This is a genomic window from Azospirillum brasilense, assembly GCF_005222205.1.
Taxonomy (GTDB): Bacteria; Pseudomonadota; Alphaproteobacteria; order Azospirillales; family Azospirillaceae; genus Azospirillum; species Azospirillum brasilense_G.
The window spans coordinates 645,606-661,672 of sequence record NZ_CP032347.1 but is presented as its reverse complement, the minus strand read 5'-3'; the positions used below and the strand labels follow the sequence as shown (position 1 = coordinate 661,672).

Here is a 16,067-nt window from a genome sequence, read left to right as displayed (position 1 = left end):
CCGCTGCGGATCGGGTCGGACGGCGGAGCCGGCGATCAGGGAGCCTGCTTCGGGAATTCGCGCAGGGCGGGCTCGTTCACGTAGCGGCCGCCGGAGATGTACTTGGCGGCGATCACGTCCCACTGGCCGGAGGTCAGCAGGTTGTCGAGCCCGACGTTGAGGACCGACTGCAGCTCGCTGTTGCCCTTGCGGACGGTCCAGGCGATCGGCAGGAAATTCACCGGCCGGTCGTTGAACAGCATCTTCACGCCCGGCTGCTGTTCGGTGAAGCGGGTAGCGGTGAACAGATCCTCGAAGCTGGCGTCGGCGCGGCCGGCCGCCACCTCCATGAAGCCCGCGGTCAGGTTGCCGCCGGCCAGCGAGGTCAGCTTGGCGTTGGGGATGGTGCGGCGCACGAAGTCCTCGGCGGCGGTGCCCTGGACCACGGCGATGCGGACGTCCGCCTTGTTCATGTCGGCCAGCGAGGCGAAGCGCGCCTCGTCGTTCTTCACCACGGCGACGCTGCCGAGATAGAAGATCGGCTTGGTGAAATCGACCACGGTGGCGCGCTTCACGGTGGCGAAGGTCGCGCCGATGGACATGTCGAACTGGCCGGCCTGCAGCCCGGCGACGAAGTTCGCCCAGGTCGTCTCGATGAAGACCGGGCGGACGCCCATCTGCTCGGCGATGGCGCGCGCTGCGTCCACGTAGAAGCCGGTCAGTTCGCCCGTCTTGGGGTCCTTGGCGGTTCCGGGCGGGGAGGGGATGTAGCCGATCTTCAGCTCGCCCTGCCGGACGATCTTCTCGACCTCGCCGGCGGCCTGGGCCTTGACGGCGCCGAAGGTCACCAGGGCGCCAACCACCAGCGACGAGATCAGCGTGCGGAATGCGGACATGTTCAGCCTCTTCAATGCAGGACGCGGGCAAGGAACGCGCGGGTCCTCGCGTTGTCCGGGTTGGTGAAAATCTTGCCTGGTGGTCCCTCTTCGACGATTCGGCCGCCTTCCATGAAGACGACCCGGCTCGCGACGTCGCGCGCGAAGCTCATTTCGTGGGTGACGATCACCATGGTCATGCCTTCGGCGGCGAGTTCGCGCATGGTGGTCAGCACCTCGCCGACCAGTTCGGGGTCGAGCGCCGAGGTCGGCTCGTCGAACAGCATCAGGCGCGGGCGCATCGCCAGGGCGCGGGCGATCGCGGCGCGCTGCTGCTGCCCGCCCGACAGCTTGGTCGGACGGACGTCGCGCTTGTCGGCCAGCCCGACCTTGGCGAGAAGCTGCTCGGCGTGGCGGACCGCCTCGTCGCGCGCGACGCCCTTCACCTGGATCGGCCCCTCGATGACGTTCTGGAGCGTCGTCATGTGGGGGAACAGGTTGAAGTTCTGGAAGACCATGCCCATTTCGGCGCGCAGCCGGTTGGTCTGGCGCTCGGTGGCCAGCCGCCGCTGGCCGTTGGCCTCGACATAGCCGACCAGCTCATCGCCGAAGCGGACCTCGCCCTCGTCGTAGCGTTCCAGAAAGTTGATGCATTTCAAAAGCGTGCTCTTGCCGGAGCCGCTGGGTCCGATGATCGCCACGACGTCGTGGGGCTGCACGTCGAGATCGATGCCGCTCAGGACGCGCGCGCTGCCGTAGCTCTTCCCGAGGTTGGTGATGCGCAGCATTGGGGAAACTCCACCGGAGGATCGTGCGAGGATCGGTCAGGCCCGCATCTTCAGGCGCCGTTCCAGGCGCTGCGACAGCCAGATCCAGGGGTAGGTGATGATGAAGAAGAAGATCGCCAGGAACGTGTAGACCTCAAGCGGGCGGTAGGTCGTGGCGATGAGGTTGTTCGATTCCTGAAGAAGCTCATAGACCGCGATCATCGAGCCGAGCGTCGTCAGCTTCATCAGGTTGGCGAATTCGTTGATCAGCGGCGGGATCATCTTCTGTCCGGCCTGGGGCAGGATGATGCGGCGGAGCGCCGTGAAGTGGTTCATGCCGATGGACTTGGCGGCGAGAAACTGGCCGGTGTCCACCGCGTTGATGCCGGCCCGCACGATCTCCGACACGTAGGCTCCGGAATGGATGCCGAGGGCGATGATGATCGAGGTCATCGCGCTGAGTTGGTAACCGAAGATGATCGGAAAGCAGTAGTAGAGCCAGACAATCTGCACGAGCGCCGGAGTGGCGCGAATCATTTCAACATAGACGGATGTGACGGATCTTACAAAGATACCGGATGATTCGCGGCTCACGCCGACCAAGAGTCCGATCAGCAAGCCGATAGCGGAAGACAGTAACGTTATCTGGAGGGTCGTAATGGCCCCGCGTGCGAAAATCGGCCAATACTCAAGTATTATGGCAAACTGCCATTCGTACCCCATCGCCGATGCCCCTGTTCATGGTTTGGCTTTGTCGCCAGACCTAATTTTGAATGGCGTTCAAAATGCTTGATTGATTTGGCAGTGTCAATGGGGTTTCACGATGCATCGGGCATCGGTTTCGGGCTCATGGCCTGTTCAATCAAAGGTGGTGGGTGAGGCGGAGCCATTCTCAGGTTGCTTCGGCGCATGGAGGCGCCGCCCCGATCCGAGGAGCGGCCAGGAAATCGGAGCGGGTCCGTTTCCCATGCGTGATGGGGGATGCATGGGGTGACGATGCCCGGCCGGGCGCTTCCAAACGAAAATGAGAATTCTTCGCATTTGAGCATGAGGCGGAGGGCGCCCCCGTTCGTCTGAACAGGAGGATTGGTGGTTCCATCTGAGAGGACGAGATGAGCGTCGGCAAGTCGCGCACGCGGCTGTGGTTCCTGTGGCACTCCTGGTTGGCGATGCCCATCTGGGCGTTCCTGTTCTTCGTCTGCCTGACCGGGACCATCGCCGTGGTCAGCACCGAGATCATGTGGCTGGTCAACCCGGCCATGCGGGCGTCGGGCGCCGGGGAGCCGCTGCCGGTCAGCGCGCTGATCGCCGCCGCCGAGGCCACGGCGCCGGGCGGGCGGGTGAGTTCGCTGAACTGGGGCGGCTCCCACATGGCGGTCAGCGCCCGCATGGCGATGCCCGACGGCACCTTCACCACCGCCTGGGTGGATCCGGTCAGCGGGGCGGTGCAGGGGCTGTCCACCGGCAACTCGTTCCAGAGCTTCTTCCGCGCCCTGCACGGCTGGCTGATGACCTTCCCCGTGGGCTGGTACCTCGTGACCTTGCTGGCCATTCCGCTCGTCGGGTCGCTGGTCACCGGGCTGGTGGTCTACAAGCGCTTCTGGAAGTCCTTCTACCAGCCGCGCATCCGCTGGCGGCAGGCGCCGCGCGTGATGTGGGGCGACCTGCACCGCGTCGCCGGCACGTGGTCGATCTGGTTCATCGCGGTCATCTCGGTCACCAGCCTGTGGTTCCTGATCTACATGATGCTGTTCCATCTCGGGATGGGGCTGGGCGGCGGGAAGGCGCCGGTGCTGCTGGCCCGCGACCAGATCCCGGTGAGCGCGACCGCGCCGAGGCCGGACGTCGACGCCGTCCTGGCCAGCGCCAAGGCGGCCCTGCCCGACATGCGGCTGCGCTACCTGTGGCTGCCCGGCACCGCCTACGACCCGGCGACGGTGGCGGGGTCCAGCGGGCAGGTGCCGCTGCTGCCCGACTATGTCCGGGTGAATCCCTTCACCGCCGAGGTGATCCTCATCGAGGGCGGGATGGAGGCGGCCTCGGGCATCGAGTTGACCCGCACCATTATGCGCGCCCTGCACACCGGCGATTTCGGCGGCCTGCCGGTCAAGCTGGTGTGGTTCGCTTTTGGCCTGCTGATGACCACGCTGGTCTTCAGCGGCATGCTGATCTGGATGAAGCGGACCGCCCGCGCCACGGTCGAGGCGGTGCGCGACGTCCGGCGCGGGGCCCGGCTGGCGGAGGGCCCGTCCAATGCGTAATGACTCAATGCGTAAGTTCTGGCGGCGCGGCAAGTTCCATCTCAGCGCCCTGATGATGCTGGTGCCGCTGCCCTTCCTCCCCGACTATTTCAGCCCGAAGCCGATCTTCGTGCCGCCCGAGATCCGGCGGGACGTCGCCGTCGGCCCCTTCCCGATCACGCTGGCGACCTACGACGAGGCGCCCAGGCGCATGCCGACGGGGGAGCGGATGAAGGAGTACCGCATCCACATCCGTCCCGCCGACATCGACCATGTGCGCGGCGTTTTCCTGCGCGTCGGCAAGCCGCGCAGCCTGCGCACCGCGGGCGCGCTCGCCTTCGGCAACCCCTATGAGCGGGAGGCCGACGTGACCGTGCCGGACGAACTGGCCGGCACGGAGGAGCTGTGGGTGACCATGGAGGATTGGAGCGGCGGGGTGCATCAGGCGTCCCTGCCGCTGGGCGAAATTTTCGGAGGAAAGCGATGAAGACCCACCGCCTGTTCGCCCTGGCGGGGCTGTTCGCCCTGTGCGCCGCCGGTGCGGCGGAGGCCCATTACCCGATCTGCGAATGCCGCATGGTCGAGGGCGACACGGTGCAGTGCACCGGCGGCTTCTCCGACGGGTCGAAGGCGCCCGGCGTCGTGCTGGACGTCATCGCGTACGACGAGCAGGTGCTGGTCAAGGGCAAGCTGGGGCCGGATTCCACACTGTCCTTCCAGCGCCCCGCGCAGGACTTCTACGTCCTGTTCGACGCCGGGCCCGGCCACACGGTCGAGATCGAGCACACGGCGATCAAGTAGCGCCCTCAGCGAAGCCGGAACCATGCATCACCAGATCGTCCGCCGCGCCGGGGCCGAGCGCGAGACCCTGTGGGTCCTGCTGGCCGCCGGCGCCATTCTCGCGTCCGCCACCCTGGCGGTCGGGCTGCGCGCCGCCCCGGACGCGGACGCCCCGCTGGCCGCCCACCTCATCGACTCCCGCACCGGCCTGACCGCCGCCGAGCAGGGTCTCTACGCCGACCTGAAGGCGGCGGGGGAGGAGATCGCCGCCCTGCGGACGGCGGAGGGCCGGGTGCCGACGCCGGAGGAGCTGGCCTCCGAGGCACTGCCGCCCTTCGCCGCCGATCCCAGCGCCGCGGCACGCGGCGGGCACGCCTGGACCCTTGCCGAGACCGGCGATGGGGTCGCCTATGCCGGCGTCTCCGCCGCGCCGGAACTGGCCGGCTCCCTGGTCCTGCGGCTGGACGGCCATGGCGCCGACATCTGGCTGAAGCGCGCCGCCGAAGCCCCGCCCGCCCCGCCGGAGGACGCGGCCCTGTCCGCCGCCGGCTGGAAGCGGATCGTCTCCACCTTCACCGCCGGGGTGACCCGATGAGCATCCTTCCAAACCGCGGCCCAAACTGCGGCCCGAACCGCCGCCTGATCCTGGCCGGCGCCCTGGCCGCCGCAGCCATGTCCGCCGCCGTCGTGCCCGTCCGCGCCGTCGCGGCTCCCGCCGGACGCCGCCGCTTCGGCGTCACCCTGCACCCCTACTATTCCTACGTCGCCAACATCGTCGGCGACGCGGCCGAGGTGGTGCCGGTCATCCCGGCCGGCTTCAACCCGCACGCCTACGAGCCGCGCCCGGAGGACATCCAGCGCATCGGCGGGCTGGACGCCATCGTGCTGAACGGCATCGGGCACGACGATTTCGCCGGGCGGATGATCGCCGCCTCGGCGAAGCCGTCGCTGCCGGTCGTCGAATCCAACGCCGACGTGCCGCTGCTGCCCGCCGCGGGAACGGCGGCGCGGGCGGCGGGGAAGGTGGTCAACCCGCACAGCTTCCTGTCGATCACCAATTCGGTCCTCCAGGTCTCGACCATCGCGCGCGAGCTGGGGCGGCTCGACCCGGACAACGCCGCCGCCTACGCCGCCAACGCCCGGACCTATTCCCGCCGCTTGCGTCAGCTGCGGGCCGACGCGCTGGCGAAGCTGGCGACGGCCGGCACCGCCAGCCTCCGCGTCGCCACCATCCACGGCGCCTACGACTACCTGCTGCGCGAATTCGGGCTGGAGGTCTCCGCCGTCGTCGAGCCCGCCCACGGCATCGAGCCCAGCCCGGCCCAGCTCGCCGAGACCATCGCGACGATGCGCAAGCTCGACGTGCAGGTGATCTTCTCGGAACTGAACTTCCCCAGCGCCTATGTCGAGACGATCCGGCGCGAGACCGGCATCCGGCTCTACGCCTTCTCCCACATTTCGCATGGCGACTACGCGCCGGACCTGTTCGAGCGCGAGATGGCCCGGAACCTCGACACGCTGGTGCTGGCGATGGCCGAGGCGGCGCCGTGACGGGTCCCGCCATCCTGTTCGACGCGGTGGGCCTGATACTGGGGCGCACGGTGATCCTCGACGGCGTGTCCCTGCGCGTCGCGGCGGGCACCGTTCACGCGCTGGTCGGTCCCAACGGTGGCGGCAAGTCGTCGCTGATCCGCGCCCTGCTCGGGCAGGCGCCGCACCGCGGGACGATCCGGCTCGACTGGCCGGGCGACGGGCCGGGCACCATCGCCTATGTGCCGCAATCGGTCGAGTTCGACCGCGGGCTGCCGCTGACGGTGGAGGATTTCCTGGCCGTGCTGTGCCAGCGCCGCCCCGCCTTCCTCGGGCCGGACCACCGCATGAACTACGGCGCGGCGCTGGACCGCGTCGGCATGGCCGGCAAGGCCCGCCGCCGCTTCGGCGCCCTGTCGGGGGGCGAGCGGCAGCGCGTCCTGCTCGCCCAGGCGCTGATCCCGGCGCCGGACCTGATCGTGCTGGACGAGCCGATGACCGCGCTCGACGAGGCCGGGATCGCCATCTTCGAAACGCTGCTGGCCGAGCTGTCCGCCGCCGGGACCACCGTCCTGTGGGTCGAGCACGATCTGGCCCAGGTGCGCCGGCTGGCGACGCGGGTGACCGGCCTGAACCGGCGCGTGCTGTTCGACGGCGCCCCGCTGGAGATGCTGTCGCCGGAGCGGGTGTTCGACCTGTTCTCGGCCGTTCCCCGCCGCACCGAAGCCGAGAGGATCGCGTCATGAGCTTCGAGGCGTTGCGCGCCCTGGTCCAGGGCTGGGCCGTGGCCGGGCTGCTGCCAGCCGGGCTGACCCACGGCTTTCTCGTCAACGCGCTGCTGTCCGGGCTGGTCATCGGCCCGGTGCTCGGCGGGCTCGGCACGCTGGTGGTGACCAAGCGGCTGGCCTTCTTCTCCGAGGCGGTCGGCCACGCCGCGCTCACCGGTGTGGCGATCGGCATCCTGGTGGGGGAGCCCTACACCGGCCCCTACGCCAGCCTGTTCGGCTACTGCCTGCTGTTCGCGCTGCTGGTGAACTACACCCGCAACCGCAGCAACCTGACCGCCGACACGCTGATCGGCGTCTTCCTGTCGGTGTCGCTGGCGCTGGGCGCCAGCCTGCTGCTGATCCTGGCCAGCCGGGTCAACATCCACATCCTGGAGAACGTGCTGTTCGGCTCGGTCCTGACGGTGGACGACCGTGACCTGACCGTGCTGCTGGTGGTGGCCGCCGGGGTGACCGCGCTGATGCTGCCGCTGTTCAACCGGCTTCTGCTGGCCAGCTTCAACCCGGCGCTGGCGCGGGTGCGCGGCGTGCCGGTGAAGGGGCTGGACTATCTGTTCATCGTGCTGGTGACCGTGGTCACCGTCGCGTCGGTCAAGATCATCGGCGCCATCCTGGTGGGGGCGCTGCTGGTCATTCCCGCCGCCGCGGCGCGGGTCGTCGCCTCGTCGCTGCGTGGCTTCTTCCTGCTGTCGGTCGCCTTCGCCAGCGTGGCGGCGGTGGCCGGAATCCTGCTGCCCGTGCAACTCGCCCTGCCGGTGCCGTCGGGCGGCGCCATCATCCTGGCGGCGGGGCTGCTGTTCCTGGGCGCGCTGCTGGCGCGTCTGTTCATGAAAGGGGAAGAGGGATGAAGCGCGTCACGCTCGCGGCGCTCTTGCTGCTGTCCACGGTGGCGGGCGCCTCCGCCGAGACGGTGCTGGCCGGTCATCCGGTCACCGCCGGGCTGGCCCAGGCGCTGACGAAAGGCACGCCGGTGGCGGTGGAGGCGGTGGTTCCGCCGGCCATCCCCATGGGGCGCCAGCACGCCTTTTTGAGCGGACGCGGGGAAGCGAAGCTGGCGGAGGCCGCCCGCAAGGCCGACGCGGTGCTGACCCTGCGCTCCGCCTGGGCCGAGGACCCGCTCTATCCGCTGGCGCGGCGGGCCAACATCCGCCTCGTCGAGATCGACGCCGCCCGGCCGGTGGACGGCGCCCTGCCGGGGATCGCGGTCAGCGGCGGTGCGGCCTTCCCCTGGCTGGGCATCGCCAACGCCGGGCGCATGGCCGACATCCTGGCCGCCGACCTGCGGCGCCTCTATCCCGGGTCCGCCGACGCCATCGACGCGAATCTCGCCGCCCTGAAGCGCGGGTTGCTGACGGTGTCGTCCCGGTCGGCGCAGGCCTTCGCCGCGCTGCCGGACCCGTCGGCGGCGGCGCTGTCCGACCGCTTCGCCACGCTGGCCGCCGACCTCGGGCTCAACCTGCGCCGGGTCTGGACCCGCGACGACCGCGACTGGACGCCGGAGCGTCTGGCCGAGCTGACCACCACCCTGAAGGCCGAGGCGATTCCCGTGGTGCTGCACCACCGCCAGCCGGCGCCGGAGATCGCCCGGGCGGTGGAGGACGGCGGCGCCCGGCTGATCGTTCTGGACAGTCTGGAGAGCGGTCCACCAGCGGCGATGGACACGGCGCTGGGGCATATGGCGGAGCAGGTCGAGGCGGGGTTGCGGTGAGAGGTGCGGTGCCCCCTCCATAAAACGGGTTGCCCCCTCCCTAAACCCTCCCCCGCTATCGCAGGGGAGGGGACTTTTTTCTCCCTCCCCTGCGAAGCGGGGGAGGGCCGGGGAGGGGGCAACACCCCGACACCCCCATCACTCACTCGCCAGCGCCGCCACCGGGTCGAGCCGCGCCGCGCGGCGGGCGGGGATCAGGCCGAAGACCATGCCGGTCAGCACGGCGGAAGCCACCGCCCCGGCGATCGCGGTCGCGGTGAAGACCACCGGCATCGCCAGCAGCCCGATCACCGCGCCGCCGGCCAGCCCCAGCGCCACCCCGACCAGCCCGCCCAGCCCGGCCACCAGCGCCGCCTCCATCAGGAACTGCCGCTCGATGTCGGCGGCGCGGGCGCCGACGGCCATGCGGATGCCGATCTCGCGGGTGCGCTCGGTCACGCTGACCAGCATGATGTTCATGACCCCGATGCCGCCGACCAGCAGCGTGATCACCGCGGCGCAGCCGAGCAGCAGCGTCATGGTGTCCTGGGTCTCCGCCGCCGCCTGGATGCGCGCTGTCCCATCGTGGATCTGGAAATCCTCCTGGCCGTGACGCCCGGAGAGCAGGGCGTGGATGGCGTCGCGGGTCTGCGCGATCCGCCCCACGTCGTGCACCGAGACGAGGATCAGCTCCAGGTCCGGCTTGCCGATCAGCCGTTGCACGCCGGTGGACAGCGGCACGAACACCCAGTCGTCGGTGCTCTGGTTGCCGGTCAGGTCGCCCTTCCGCGCCATCACGCCGGTGACCAGGAAGGGAATGTTGTTCACCAGCACATGCTTGCCCAGCGGCGGCTCACCGCGCGGAAACAGTCGTTCGGCGACGCGGTGGCCGAGAACCGCCACCGCCGCTCCGGACCGCTCGTCGGCACGGGTGAAGAAGGCCCCCTGGGCGACCGGCCAGCGGTGGGTCAGCGGCAGCGACGCCGAGGTCGCCAGGACTTCGGTGCGGTGGTCGATGTTGCCGTGGCGGGCCATCACCGGCGCGGCGAGGAAGGGCATCACGCTCTCGACGTTGGGCAAGTCCAGGATGGCCTCGCCGTCCGCCTCGGTCAGCGGCGTGGCCGGCAGGCGGGGATCGCCGCTGCCCGCCACGACATAGACCAGATTGACCCCCAGCGCGCCGACCCGCGCCATCACCGCCTGCTTGGCGCCCTCGCCGATGGCGAGCAGGGCGATCACGGACGCCACGCCGATGACGATGCCGAGCAGGGTCAGCGCCGTGCGGAAGCCGTTGGCGCCCAGCGACCGCAGCGCCGCCGAAAAGGCTTCCCCGGCGTCGGTCCACAGGGAGGCGCCGGTCGCCGCGCGCTCCGCCGGGGTGGGGGAGGCACCCGCCGCCGACGGGGCCGGGCGGCCGCTGTCGGCAACGATTCGGCCATCGCGCATTTCGATCACCCGGCCGGCGGCCTCCGCCACCTTGCGATCGTGGGTGATGAGGATCACCGTGCGCCCGGCGGCGGACAGCTCACGCAGCAGCGCCACCACCTCCGCCCCGCTGGCGCTGTCCAGAGCGCCGGTCGGCTCGTCGGCCAGGATCACCGGGGCGTCGTTCATCAGCGCCCGCGCGATCGACACGCGCTGTTGCTGGCCGCCCGAAAGCTGGTTGGGGCGGTGATGGCGCCGCTCCTCCAGCCCCAGGCGGCCGAGCAACGCGACGGCGCGGTCTTCGCGCAGCGCGGCGGGCAGGCCCGCGTAGCGGCCCGGCATCTCGATGTTCTCCTGCGCCGTCGTGCCGGGAATCAGATGGTAGTGCTGGAAGACGAAGCCGAACCCGTCCCGCCGCAGCGCCGCCCGCTCGTCACCCTCCAGCGCCGTCACGTCGCGCCCGTCGACGCGGTAGCGCCCGGAGGTCGGGCGGTCGAGCCCGCCGAGGATGTTCATCAGCGTCGATTTGCCGGAGCCGGAGCTGCCGACGATGGCGACGAACTCCCCCGCTTCGACGGTCAGCGAGACGCCGCGCAGCACCTCGACCGCTAGGCCGCCGCCGCTGATGTAGGTCTTGCGGATGTCCTCCAGGACGAGAAGGGGGCCGCTCACAGCCGGAATCCGATCTTGGGCGGGCGGCCGTCGTCGGTCTTCCAGCCCACCACGATCCGCTCGCCTTCGGCCAAGCCGTCCAGGACTTGGGCGTTGAAGCGGTCGCGCACCCCGACGCGGACCTCGCGCGTCTCGATGGCGCCGCCGCTGCCGATCAGCGTCACGCGGTGCCGTTCCGCCGACTCGTCAGCCAGGGTCAGGGCGGCGACCGGCACGGTGACGGCGTCCTTCGCCGCGGCGGCCACGAAGAAGACCTGGGCGGTCATGTCCGGGCGCAGTTCCCCCCGGTCGTTGGCGATTTCGAACAACGCGGTGTAGAGCACGACGCTGTTGGTCGCCCCGCCGCCCCCGGACGGGGACGAGCCGTTGCCGTTCCCCGTCGCGGGCGGCTTCGGCGGCGCGGGCAGGATTTCCTGCAGGCGCGCGGTCCAGCGCCGTCCCGGATGGCCGAGCGTCGTGAAGTAGAGCGGCATGCCGTCCGTCAGCCGCGTCACGTCGGCTTCCGACACCTGGGTCCACACGGTCATGGCCGACAGGTCGGCGATCCGCATCAGCACCGGCGCCTCGTAGGCGGAGTTGATGGTCTGGCCCTGGCGGGCGTCCACCGAAATCAGCGTGCCGCTCATCGGCGCGTAGATGCGGGTGTAGCCGAGCTGCGCCTCGTCGGCCTGGAGTGTCGAGTCCGTCTGGCGGATCTGCGCCTGGGTGGCCTCGACCTGGGCGGCGGCGATGCGCGCCTCCATGCGGGCCTGGTCGTAGGCCTCGCCGCGCCCCGACCCGCTGCGCCGCAGTGCTGCCTGACGGGCAAGCTGGGCCTCCGCGAAGTCGGCGCGCGCCCGCTGCTCGGCCAGCAGGGCGGTCAGGCGGGCGCGCTCGGCCCGCCCGGCCTCGACCTTGGCCTGTTGCAGGGCGGGGTCGATCTCGGCCAGCAGATCGCCCTCGCGGACCATCTGCCCGACCGTCACGTGCAGCCGGGTCAACTGGCCAGACACCTGGGCGCCGACATCGACGTAGGCGCGCGGCTGGATCTTGCCGAGCGCCGTCACCGTGTCCTCGACCGTGCCGCGGCCGACCACCGCCACCTCCGCCGAGGCGGCGGGATCGGCCGGGCGCAGCAGGGCGGCGGAGGCCAGCCCGCCGAACACCAGCGCGGCGGCGGCGAGGCCGCGGCGGACACCGCGCCGGGAGCCGGAGGTTGCCGCCGACCGCCGCGCCGTCATCACCACGTCGCCCGCAGGGACAGCAGGACGTTGCGCGGCTCGCCGTAGTAGCCGTAGTTCTGGACGCTGCTCAGGTACTTCTTGTCGAACAGGTTGTTGAGGTTCAGCGTGGCCGAGACCTTGTCGGTGATCTGATAGCGCGTCATCAGATCGACCACCGCGTAGCCGTCGCGGTCGTAGCGCCGGGCGCCGGTGCCGGTGTAGACGTCGCCTTCCCACTTGATGTTGCCGCCCACCGTCACGCGGTCCCAGGCGCCCGGCAGGCGGTAGGTGGTGAACAGCTTGAAGGTGTCGCGCGGCACGTAGGTCATCATCCGCTGGCCGTCGGCGTTCTTGATCGAGGTGTGGCTGTAGCCGCCGCCGACCTGCCAGCCGGTCATCACCTCGCCGGCGACTTCCAGCTCGAAGCCCTTGCTTTCCGCACCCTTCACCGCCCGGTATGCCTGCGTGCCGTCCGGAGCGAAGCGGCCGGGATCGGCCTCGCCCAGATTGTCCTGCTGGATCAGGAACACCGCGGCGCTGGCGTTCAGGGCGCCGCCGAAGAACTCGGCCTTCACGCCGGCCTCGTAGGCGTTGCCGTCCAGCGGATCGAGGGACTGGCCGCTGACGTCCTTGTAGTCCTGCGGCTTGAAGATGCTGGTGTAGCTGGCGTAGACCGACCAGATGTCGGTCAGGTCGAGCACGACGCCGGCGTAGGGCGTGAGCACCCCGTTCTCCGACCGCTTGCTGTAGCTTCCCGCCCCCGCGTTTGGGCTGCTCTTCTCGATCTGCTCCCACCGGCTGATGCGGTTGCCGAGGATGACCGACAGCGCGTCGGTCGGGCGCAGGCGGGTGGCGGCGTAGGCGGCCACCTGCCGCTCGTCGGTCTGCGACCGGCCGGTCGGGTTGAGCGTCGGCTGGGCGATGCTGCCGTTCCAGGTGAAGTAGTTGGGGATCGAGTAGTCGTACCCGGTGATGTACCAGAGCGGGTAGTCGAGCCCCTCGCGCTTGGCGTAATATCCATTGATGCCGACCATCAGGTCGTGCCGCCGCCCGAACAGATCGAAGCCGCCGTTCAGGTCGGCGCTGACCGAGGTCTGCTCCAGGTCCGAATTCCAGCGGCCCGGCCAGATGCCCATGCCGGTGCCGTCCCGGTTCAGGCTGCCGCGCGTGCCGAAGCCGAGCAGGCTGTCATATTCGCGGTTGTTGCGCTCCACGTTCAGCGTCGCCGTCCAGCCATCACCGAAGCGGTGCTTCAACTCGCTGAAGACGGTCAGGTTGTCATGCATGTGGTACGCCCACCGGGCGCCGCTGTTGTAGGAGCGGGAGAGGTTCGTCTTCGTCCCGTCGCTGTAGAACAGCGGGAAGCCGGAGTTGGAGGCGTCATCGGAGCGGTGCTTCTGGTACTCGACGCCGACCGTCCAGGTGGTGTCCTCGGTGACGTCGGCCTCCAGGATGCCGTAGAGCACCTTCTTGCGCGCGTGCAGGCGGTCGATGAAGCTGTCGTTGTCCTGATAGGCGCCGACGACGCGCCCGCGCAGGCGGCCGTTCTCCGTCAGCGGACCTGACAGGTCGGCCTCGCCGCGGTAGCGGTTCCAGGAGCCGATCTGGCCCTCGGCGTAGGCCTGGAGGGTCGGGGTCGGGCGCTTGCGGACCAGGTTGACCGAGGCCGACGGCTCGCCGACACCGTTCAGCAGGCCGGTCGCGCCGCGCACCACCTCGATCCGGTCGAACACCGCGGTGTCGGAGATGGAATCGTCGAACCCGTACACGGTCGAGCGCGGGATGCCGTTCACCTGATAATTCGTCACCGGGAAGCCGCGGGAGAAGACATCGTCTCCGTCGCTGCCCAGCGGGCCGCGCTGCATCCGCGACACGCCGACCGTCTGGTCGAGCACGTCGCGGATCTCATTCAGCCCCTGGTCGTCCATGCGCTGGCGGGTCATCACGCTGACCGACTGCGGCGTCTCGCGCGGCGTCAGCGGCAGCTTGGTGGCGCTGTCGGTCGATCCGGTGGTGTAGGAGCCGGTGCCCTCGCTGCGGCCAGGATCGCGGGACAGCCCGCCCTGGACCGTCACCGGGTCGAGCACCGCCGCACCTCCCGCCTGGGCCGGCAGCTTTTCCAGCGTCACCGTGTCGGGATCGACGAAGCGGGCGATCAGGCCGGTGCCGGCCAGCAGCCGGATCAGCGCGTCCTGCGGCGCCAGCGTGCCGGTCACACCCGGCGAGGAAACGCCCTGGGCGATGTCGGAGGGGTAGAGCACCTGGAAGCCGGTGGCCTGCCCATAGGCGGCGAGCACGCCTGGCAACGGTCCGGCGGCGATGGCGAAGCTGACGGTCCGGCCCTGCTGGGCCACCTGCGTGGGCGCCTCATGGGGCGTCACGGGCGCCGCCAGGGCGCCGTGCAGCGCGGTCGATGCCAGCAGCATGCCCAGCAGAGCCGGAGTCCAGCCGGTCCGCACCTTGTTCCCCCACACCTTGTTCCCGCGCGCCGTCTGCCCCCGCAGCAGGCGCCCCCCAACATCGATCATCACCGAGACCCCGTCATTTTGCGAATGAGTTGCATTTTCGCGTATGCAAGTCACGACGTTGTCCGGTGGGAACTGCCTCACCTTGATTTTGAAAAAATTTGATGCGGACCGGCTAGACGGAGCGGATGATGACCAGACCGGGAACGGGGCGCAGCGTGCGCAAGGGAAGCGTGCGGAGAATGGCGTTCAGGGCGGCGTCCGGCCGGCTGATGTCCACGCTGCCGTCGAAGCGCAGGCCGGCGAGCGGGCGGTCCCACAGCACGATGCGGGCGGGGTGGTAGCGGTTGAGATCGGCGATCACCGCGTCGAGCGGCTGTGCCTGGAAGACCAGACGGCCGTGCCGCCACGCGTTCTCCACCGCCACGCCCTGGTTCAGCAGCGGGCCGGGACCATCGGGTCCGTAGGACCGGCTTTGCCCGGCGGCGATGGGGAGGGAGGGCTCCGTCCCGGTGGTCAGGCTGGCCGTTCCGGCCTCCACCGCGACCACCACGGAGTCCAGGCAGCGGTGCACCACGAAGCTGGCGTCGGCGGTGGCGATCCGCCCGTTGGCGCAAGCGACGACGAAGGGACGCCCCGGGTCGGGAGCGGTGATGAAATGCGCCCGTCCCCCGGTCAAACGGACGCGCCGCTCCGCGGCGGTGAAGTCGATGGACAGCGCGCTGTCGGCGTCCAGGGTGAGGACCGAGCCGTCGTCCAGCGTCACCGTCCGCCGCTCGCCAATTCCGGTCTTCAGGTCGCCCGGCCAGCCGGTCAGCACGACCGCGCCGCCCAGCGCCGCGGCGCAGGCCGCCGCCCCGCCGGCGGCGCCGAACGCCAGGAACCGGCGGCGCGTCGGAGCGGCCCGGCGGTCCTTGCGCGGATCGGACACCCGGTCCAGATCGCCCCACAGCCCGGCCAGCCGGTCGTATTCGCGGCGGTGGGCCGGGTCCTGCGCCAGCCAGGCATGGAAGGCCCGGCGGTCCGCCGCGTCGGCGTCGCCGGACTCCAGGCGCACGAACCACGCCAGGGCCGCGTCCCGCGGGTCGTCCGGTAAGCCCGGTTGGTCGCGCTCGCGCTCCATCACGGCGCCAGCCGGTCGCGGCAATGGGCCAAGGCCTTCATGACATGCTTCTCCACCATGCTGCGCGAGATGCCGAGGCGCGCGGCGATGTCGGCATGGCTCAGCCCGTCGAATTTGTGAAGCAGAAACACCTCGCGGCAGCGCGGCGGCAGTTCGTCCAGCGCCCGGCTCAGCCGTTCCAGCCGCTGCTTGTGCTCCAGCGTCGCCTCGGCGTCCGGCTCGTCCAGCGGGCGGTCGAGCCCCAGTTCCGCCGGGGCGAAGCGCCTTCCCCGGCGGATTTCCGCCCGCAACCGGTCCAGCGCGATGTTGTCGGCCATGCGGTACAGGTAGGAGCGCGGGTTGTCGATCTCCGGCAGCGCGGTCAGGCTGCGCAGGCGCAGATAGGTGTCCTGCACGACATCCTCGGCCAGGCAGAGCGACCCCAGACGCCGGGCCAGATGGCCGGTCATCTCTTCGTAGTGGTCGAGCAGCAGACCCAGCAGGGAAGTCCGGTCTCTTTCAGCCATGACAAGGACAACACCCGTTCCCAGAAGCTTG

General features: G+C 70.1%; 16 protein-coding genes. 8 read left to right on the top strand and 8 right to left on the bottom strand.

The annotated features are described in order from the left end of the window. Positions 1–35: 35 nt before the first annotated feature. The 3 genes from D3869_RS25055 to D3869_RS25045 are packed head-to-tail and all read right to left on the bottom strand — an operon-like array spanning position 36 to position 2,344. Positions 36–875, bottom strand: a complete 840-nt coding sequence (locus tag D3869_RS25055; protein ID WP_137117523.1) for a substrate-binding periplasmic protein — start codon at positions 873–875, stop codon at positions 36–38. Between the two features lie 11 nt (positions 876–886). Then, a complete protein-coding gene (locus D3869_RS25050; RefSeq protein WP_137117524.1) occupies positions 887–1,642 on the bottom strand; it encodes an amino acid ABC transporter ATP-binding protein in 756 nt (251 codons plus the stop codon). A gap of 36 nt (positions 1,643–1,678) precedes the next feature. Further along, positions 1,679–2,344 carry an amino acid ABC transporter permease gene (locus D3869_RS25045; RefSeq protein ID WP_137142468.1) on the bottom strand — a complete coding sequence of 222 codons (666 nt, stop codon included), beginning with the start codon at positions 2,342–2,344 and terminating at the stop codon, positions 1,679–1,681. A 389-nt stretch (positions 2,345–2,733) separates the two neighbouring features. Here D3869_RS25045 and D3869_RS25040 point away from each other — a divergent pair, with 389 nt between their 5' ends. The 8 genes from D3869_RS25040 to D3869_RS25005 are packed head-to-tail and all read left to right on the top strand — an operon-like array spanning position 2,734 to position 8,664. Beyond that, positions 2,734–3,882 carry a PepSY-associated TM helix domain-containing protein gene (locus D3869_RS25040; RefSeq protein WP_137142467.1) on the top strand — a complete coding sequence of 383 codons (1,149 nt, stop codon included), beginning with the start codon at positions 2,734–2,736 and terminating at the stop codon, positions 3,880–3,882. Continuing rightward, the gene (locus tag D3869_RS25035) at positions 3,875–4,348 is read left to right on the top strand and encodes a hypothetical protein (RefSeq protein WP_247895961.1); all 474 of its coding nucleotides are present in this window, start codon (positions 3,875–3,877) and stop codon (positions 4,346–4,348) included. Before D3869_RS25040 ends, D3869_RS25035 begins: the two co-directional genes overlap by 8 nt. Then, positions 4,345–4,662, top strand: a complete 318-nt coding sequence (locus D3869_RS25030) for a hypothetical protein (RefSeq protein WP_094305361.1) — start codon at positions 4,345–4,347, stop codon at positions 4,660–4,662. The genes D3869_RS25035 and D3869_RS25030 overlap by 4 nt, the downstream gene beginning before the upstream one ends. A gap of 22 nt (positions 4,663–4,684) precedes the next feature. Further along, a complete protein-coding gene (locus D3869_RS25025) occupies positions 4,685–5,236 on the top strand; it encodes a DUF6162 family protein (RefSeq protein WP_137142466.1) in 552 nt (183 codons plus the stop codon). Then, positions 5,233–6,192 carry a metal ABC transporter solute-binding protein, Zn/Mn family gene (locus D3869_RS25020; RefSeq protein ID WP_137142465.1) on the top strand — a complete coding sequence of 320 codons (960 nt, stop codon included), beginning with the start codon at positions 5,233–5,235 and terminating at the stop codon, positions 6,190–6,192. Before D3869_RS25025 ends, D3869_RS25020 begins: the two co-directional genes overlap by 4 nt. Beyond that, positions 6,189–6,917 carry a metal ABC transporter ATP-binding protein gene (locus D3869_RS25015; RefSeq protein WP_137142464.1) on the top strand — a complete coding sequence of 243 codons (729 nt, stop codon included), beginning with the start codon at positions 6,189–6,191 and terminating at the stop codon, positions 6,915–6,917. The genes D3869_RS25020 and D3869_RS25015 overlap by 4 nt, the downstream gene beginning before the upstream one ends. Then, positions 6,914–7,804, top strand: a complete 891-nt coding sequence (locus D3869_RS25010) for a metal ABC transporter permease (protein ID WP_137142463.1) — start codon at positions 6,914–6,916, stop codon at positions 7,802–7,804. The genes D3869_RS25015 and D3869_RS25010 overlap by 4 nt, the downstream gene beginning before the upstream one ends. Beyond that, entirely contained in the window at positions 7,801–8,664 is an 864-nt protein-coding gene (locus tag D3869_RS25005) for a metal ABC transporter substrate-binding protein (protein ID WP_137142462.1), read from the top strand. The genes D3869_RS25010 and D3869_RS25005 overlap by 4 nt, the downstream gene beginning before the upstream one ends. 138 nt (positions 8,665–8,802) lie before the next feature. Here the strand turns inward: D3869_RS25005 and D3869_RS25000 are convergent, their stop codons facing one another. The 5 genes from D3869_RS25000 to D3869_RS24980 all read right to left on the bottom strand — a co-directional run bounded on the left by D3869_RS25000 (position 8,803) and on the right by D3869_RS24980 (position 16,036). Then, positions 8,803–10,740, bottom strand: coding sequence for a MacB family efflux pump subunit (locus D3869_RS25000; RefSeq protein WP_137142461.1), 1,938 nt, complete (start codon positions 10,738–10,740; stop codon positions 8,803–8,805). Then, a complete protein-coding gene (locus D3869_RS24995; protein ID WP_247895960.1) occupies positions 10,737–11,960 on the bottom strand; it encodes an efflux RND transporter periplasmic adaptor subunit in 1,224 nt (407 codons plus the stop codon). Before D3869_RS24995 ends, D3869_RS25000 begins: the two co-directional genes overlap by 4 nt. Next, complete coding sequence (locus D3869_RS24990) at positions 11,960–14,470, bottom strand: TonB-dependent siderophore receptor (RefSeq protein ID WP_137142459.1); 2,511 nt, start codon at positions 14,468–14,470, stop codon at positions 11,960–11,962. Before D3869_RS24990 ends, D3869_RS24995 begins: the two co-directional genes overlap by 1 nt. 112 nt (positions 14,471–14,582) lie before the next feature. Then, a complete protein-coding gene (locus D3869_RS24985; RefSeq protein WP_137142458.1) occupies positions 14,583–15,554 on the bottom strand; it encodes a FecR family protein in 972 nt (323 codons plus the stop codon). Then, entirely contained in the window at positions 15,530–16,036 is a 507-nt protein-coding gene (locus D3869_RS24980; protein WP_137142457.1) for a sigma-70 family RNA polymerase sigma factor, read from the bottom strand. The genes D3869_RS24985 and D3869_RS24980 overlap by 25 nt, the downstream gene beginning before the upstream one ends. Positions 16,037–16,067: the final 31 nt, after the last annotated feature.

Bases quoted from the DNA above. Each gene is read 5' to 3' on its own strand.
- D3869_RS25055 (WP_137117523.1), bottom strand. From the start codon at position 875: ATGTCCGCATTCCGCACGCTGATCTCGTCGCTGGTGGTTGGCGCCCTG.
- D3869_RS25050 (WP_137117524.1), bottom strand. From the start codon at position 1,642: ATGCTGCGCATCACCAACCTCGGGAAGAGCTACGGCAGCGCGCGCGTC.
- D3869_RS25045 (WP_137142468.1), bottom strand. From the start codon at position 2,344: ATGGGGTACGAATGGCAGTTTGCCATAATACTTGAGTATTGGCCGATT.
- D3869_RS25040 (WP_137142467.1), top strand. From the start codon at position 2,734: ATGAGCGTCGGCAAGTCGCGCACGCGGCTGTGGTTCCTGTGGCACTCC.
- D3869_RS25035 (WP_247895961.1), top strand. From the start codon at position 3,875: ATGCGTAATGACTCAATGCGTAAGTTCTGGCGGCGCGGCAAGTTCCAT.
- D3869_RS25030 (WP_094305361.1), top strand. From the start codon at position 4,345: ATGAAGACCCACCGCCTGTTCGCCCTGGCGGGGCTGTTCGCCCTGTGC.
- D3869_RS25025 (WP_137142466.1), top strand. From the start codon at position 4,685: ATGCATCACCAGATCGTCCGCCGCGCCGGGGCCGAGCGCGAGACCCTG.
- D3869_RS25020 (WP_137142465.1), top strand. From the start codon at position 5,233: ATGAGCATCCTTCCAAACCGCGGCCCAAACTGCGGCCCGAACCGCCGC.
- D3869_RS25010 (WP_137142463.1), top strand. From the start codon at position 6,914: ATGAGCTTCGAGGCGTTGCGCGCCCTGGTCCAGGGCTGGGCCGTGGCC.
- D3869_RS25005 (WP_137142462.1), top strand. From the start codon at position 7,801: ATGAAGCGCGTCACGCTCGCGGCGCTCTTGCTGCTGTCCACGGTGGCG.
- D3869_RS24995 (WP_247895960.1), bottom strand. From the start codon at position 11,960: ATGACGGCGCGGCGGTCGGCGGCAACCTCCGGCTCCCGGCGCGGTGTC.
- D3869_RS24990 (WP_137142459.1), bottom strand. From the start codon at position 14,470: ATGATCGATGTTGGGGGGCGCCTGCTGCGGGGGCAGACGGCGCGCGGG.
- D3869_RS24980 (WP_137142457.1), bottom strand. From the start codon at position 16,036: ATGGCTGAAAGAGACCGGACTTCCCTGCTGGGTCTGCTGCTCGACCAC.